Origin of the sequence: Bradyrhizobium retamae (assembly GCF_001440415.1) — a bacterium.
GTDB lineage: Bacteria > Pseudomonadota > Alphaproteobacteria > Rhizobiales > Xanthobacteraceae > Bradyrhizobium > Bradyrhizobium retamae.
In genome coordinates, this window is record NZ_LLYA01000043.1 from 1 (window position 1) to 4,406 (window position 4,406).

A 4,406-nucleotide genomic window follows, 5' to 3' on the forward strand; every position below is an offset into this window, starting at 1 on the left:
CCAAGCTCGCGGGCGGCGTCGCGGTGATCCGCGTCGGCGGCGCGACCGAAGTCGAGGTGAGGGAGCGCAAGGATCGCGTTGATGACGCGATGCATGCGACCCGTGCGGCGGTTGAAGAAGGCATCGTGCCGGGTGGCGGCGTCGCCCTGCTCCGTGCCTCCCAGCACCTCAAGGGCCTGCGCACCAAGAACGACGACCAGAAGACCGGCGTCGAGATCGTGCGCAAGGCGCTGTCCTATCCGGCCCGCCAGATCGCAATGAATGCGGGTGAAGACGGCTCCGTCATCGTCGGCAAGATCCTCGAGAAGGAGCAGTACAATTACGGCTTCGACTCGCAGACCGGCGAGTACGGCAACTTGGTCGCCAAAGGCATCATCGATCCGACCAAGGTGGTTCGCGTAGCGATCCAGAACGCGGCCTCCGTTGCGGCGCTGCTGATCACCACCGAAGCTATGGTGGCCGAACTGCCGAAGAAGAATGCAGGCGCCGGCATGCCTGCGGGTGGCGGCGGCATGGGCGGCATGGGTGGTATGGACTTCTAAGTCCAACCGTTCAGCGCTCAAAAGAAAAAGAAAGGCCCGTCAGCGATGCCGGGCCTTTCTGCATTAGCTACACGTCCATCTCGACGACGATAGCTGCATAGAGGTGACCGCTCTCAAGGGATCAGCTTGTGGGCAATTCTACGGTCCGCTTGCGCCGTCTCGAACGATAAGGCCCCGGTGCCATGGTTCGAGATGCGCGCCGAGGCGCGCTCCTCACCATGAGGGCGGTGCTAACCGCCATTCCCGTTCACGCCGTTCTCGTCTTCCGAGATATGCTCGACCGACACGACGTGCTCGTCCTCGGCGGTATCGAACACGATGACGCCTTGCGTCGAGCGGCCGGCGATGCGGATGTCCTCGACCGGGCAGCGGATGAGCTGGCCCTTGTCGGTGACCAGCATGATCTGATCGCTATGCTCCACCGGGAACGACGCCACCAGCTTGCCGTTGCGGTTGTTGACGCTCATTGCGACGATGCCTTTGCCGCCGCGGCCGGTGGTACGGTACTCGTAGGACGAGGTACGCTTGCCGTAGCCGTTGACGGAGACCGTCAGCACCACCTGCTCCTGCGCCGACATTTCGGCGTAGCGCTCTTGCGAGAGCTGGAGCGAACCCGAAGTCTCCTCGCCCTCGGCATCAACAGGCTCTTCCGCCGCGGTTTCACCGGCCACCGCGCGGCGCATCTTCTGGTAGGCCGACCGTTCGTCCGAGGTGGTCTCGACATGGCGCAGGATCGCCAGCGAGATCAATTTATCGCCTCCCGCCAGCGCAATGCCGCGCACGCCCATCGAGGTGCGCCCCGTGAAGACGCGCACATCGGTAACCGGGAAGCGGATGCACTGCCCGCCGGCCGCCGTCAGCAGCACGTCGTCGTGCTCGGTGCATATCTGCACGTCGACGATCGATTCACCCTCCCCGAGCTTCATGGCGATGATGCCGGAGCGGCGGACGTCGACGAAGTCGGACAGCTTGTTGCGGCGGACCGTGCCCCCGGTGGTAGCGAACATCACGTCGAGATTGCCCCAGGAGGATTCATCCTCCGGCAGCGGCATGATGGTGGTAATGCGCTCGCCCTGCTCCAGCGGCAGGATGTTGATCATCGCCTTGCCGCGCGCGTTGGGCGCCGCCACCGGCAGCCGCCAGACCTTTTCCTTGTAGACCTGGCCGCGCGAGGAGAAGAACAGCACCGGCGTATGGGTCGAGGCCACGAACAGCCGGCTCACAAAATCCTCGTCGCGGGTCTGCATGCCCGCGCGGCCTTTGCCGCCGCGCCGCTGCGCCCGATAGGTCGAGAGCGGCACGCGCTTGACATAGCCGGCGTGCGAGACCGTGACCACCATATCCTCGCGCTGGATCAGGTCCTCGTCCTCGACCTCGCCTTCCTGTTCGACGATCACGGTTTTCCGCGGGGTCGCGAACTCGTTCTTCACCTCGGCGAGTTCGTCCTTGATGATCTTCTGCACGCGGGCGCGCGAGCGCAGGATTTCCAGGTAATCGGCGATTTCCACCGCGAGCTTGTCGAGCTCTTCGGAAATCTCCTCGCGGCCGAGCGCGGTCAGGCGCTGCAGGCGCAGCTCGAGAATGGCCTTGGCCTGCTCGAGCGACAGCCGCGCAGTGCCGTCCGGCGCCATCCGGTGACGGGGGTCGTCGATCAGCGTGATCATTGCTTCGACATCCTTGGCCGGCCAGTCGCGCGACATCAGCGTGTCGCGCGCGGTGTTCGGATCGGGCGAAGTTCTGATCACGCGAATGATCTCGTCGATATTGGCAACTGCGATTGCAAGGCCGACCAGGATGTGGGCGCGGTCGCGGGCCTTGCTGAGCAGGAACTTGGTCCGACGGGTGACCACCTGCTCGCGGAACGCGATGAACAGCGTCAGCAGATCCCTTAGGTTCATCGTCTGCGGGCGGCCGTTATCCAGCGCCAGCATGTTGGCCGGGAAGTTCGATTGCAGCGGCGTGAAGCGATAGAGCTGATTCAGAACGACATCGGCCATCGCCTCGCGCTTCAACTCGACGACGACGCGGAAGCCGTCGCGGTCGGATTCGTCGCGCAGGTCGGCGACACCTTCGATCTTCTTTTCGCGCACCAGTTCGGCGATGCGCTCGACCATGGTGGCCTTGTTTATCTGATAGGGAATTTCAGTGATGATGATCGCTTCGCGATCCTTGCGGATGGTGTCGATCGTCACCTTGCCGCGCATCACGATCGACCCGCGGCCGAGATGGTAGGCCGAGCGGATGCCTTGGCGTCCGAGGATGATGCCACCGGTGGGGAAATCCGGGCCGGGAATGATGTTGATGAGATCGTCGATGCCGAGCGCAGGATTGTCGATCAACGCCACGCAGGCGTCGACGACTTCGCCCAGATTGTGCGGCGGGATGTTGGTTGCCATGCCGACGGCGATGCCGCCGGCGCCGTTGACCAGCAGGTTAGGGAACTTGGCCGGGAGAACCGACGGCTCCTTCTCGGAACCGTCGTAGTTCGGCTGGAAATCGACGGTGTCCTTGTCGATATCGCCAAGAACTTCCAGCGCCGATCGGGTCAGACGGGCTTCGGTATATCGATAGGCCGCGGGCGGATCGCCATCGACCGACCCGAAATTGCCCTGGCCGTCGATCAGCGGCACGCGCATGGAGAAATCCTGCGCCATCCGGACCATCGCGTCGTAAATCGATTGGTCGCCGTGCGGATGATATTTACCGATCACGTCACCGACGACGCGCGCGGATTTGACGTACTTCTTGTCCGGCGTGTGCCCCTGCTCGTACATCGAATACAGGATGCGTCGATGCACGGGCTTCAGCCCGTCGCGCGCGTCCGGCAGCGCCCGCGCCACGATCACGCTCATGGCGTAATCGAGGTAGGAGCGTTTCATCTCGTCGAGAATGGAAACGGGGCGAATGTCGGAGCGCTCCGGCGGCTCGCCGGGCTTGTCGTCTTCGTTGTCGGACAAAGGGGAATCCAGTCAGTTCTCAGCTAAGAATCATATAGCGCATCGAGGGTCCGATAACCACCCCGAAGCTGTCAGGAGGAAGCTGTTTTTCCGCTCGTTTTTTCATAGACTTACCGGGATCGGAGACAGCTCGCCCGAGCCCTGCCCGAACCGCCATTTCAGAGCCGGAAGGCAGTGTCAAAAACGATGTTCCCACGGTAGGCCTAATGGCCAAAAACCACGGCATGCATGATCCGTCCCGGCAGGAAGGTGAACAAGCCGGCGACGACGAGCGCTCCAAAGAAGATCGACACCATCGCTTTGCGGTGACCACCGACATTATGCCGGCGGGCATGCAGGACCGCGAGCGTCAGCATGATCGGCACAAAGATCGACAGCAGATGGATCGGGCTGAACAGCCCGAACATCCGGATCTCATGTATCCAGAGCGAGCTGATCGCGACCGCAGCCATCAGCACGACCCAGATCCAGCCGATGGTTCGGTGCGGCAGGGTTCCCTTCGGTGCTGCGAATTGCACGATGCCAAGCGCAAACGCCGCCAGGGCTGCGAAGGCATGCAACGGGATCGTCCCGGGCGCCTCTAGCAGCGGTGCGAGGCTCATGGTGGGCGCTCCGGATCCGGTTGGCTTTCGAGCGCTGGAGCAGTCTAAGTGAAATGCCTCATGCGAATGTTAATAACATGACGGCTGAGCGAGCCGACGGCACACTCGGATCGCAACGCGCCTGTAGACAGGTTTTCAGCCGAATGCAGCGGATTCCTGCGGCGGCACATTAGCTGTAATGGGCAGGCGTGAACGCCCCCTCTCGCAAGCGAATTTCTTGCTGGCCAATGCGCCGGCCGTAGGCCCTGCTCTAGCATTACAGTTGCGTTCTTGGAAGGTTTCTGAATCCATGGGCAACCATGATT

General features: G+C 62.6%; 3 protein-coding genes. 1 reads left to right on the plus strand and 2 read right to left on the minus strand.

Annotated features, from left to right (window positions below; all coding sequences use genetic code 11):
• The coding region (locus CQ13_RS07375; protein WP_283807492.1) for a TCP-1/cpn60 chaperonin family protein at positions 1-542 on the plus strand (542 nt) is incomplete at its 5' end.
• A gap of 230 nt (positions 543-772) precedes the next feature.
• Here CQ13_RS07375 and gyrA read toward each other — a convergent pair.
• Together gyrA and CQ13_RS07385 are read right to left on the minus strand one after the other, a co-directional pair.
• Positions 773-3,499, minus strand: a complete 2,727-nt coding sequence (gyrA, locus tag CQ13_RS07380; RefSeq protein ID WP_057842345.1) for a DNA gyrase subunit A — start codon at positions 3,497-3,499, stop codon at positions 773-775.
• A 203-nt stretch (positions 3,500-3,702) separates the two neighbouring features.
• Positions 3,703-4,101, minus strand: coding sequence for a DUF2306 domain-containing protein (locus tag CQ13_RS07385; RefSeq protein ID WP_057842346.1), 399 nt, complete (start codon positions 4,099-4,101; stop codon positions 3,703-3,705).
• Positions 4,102-4,406: the final 305 nt, after the last annotated feature.

Excerpts from the sequence above, each read along its gene's own strand:
- CQ13_RS07385 (WP_057842346.1), bottom strand. The coding sequence starts at position 4,101 with ATGAGCCTCGCACCGCTGCTAGAGGCGCCCGGGACGATCCCGTTGCAT.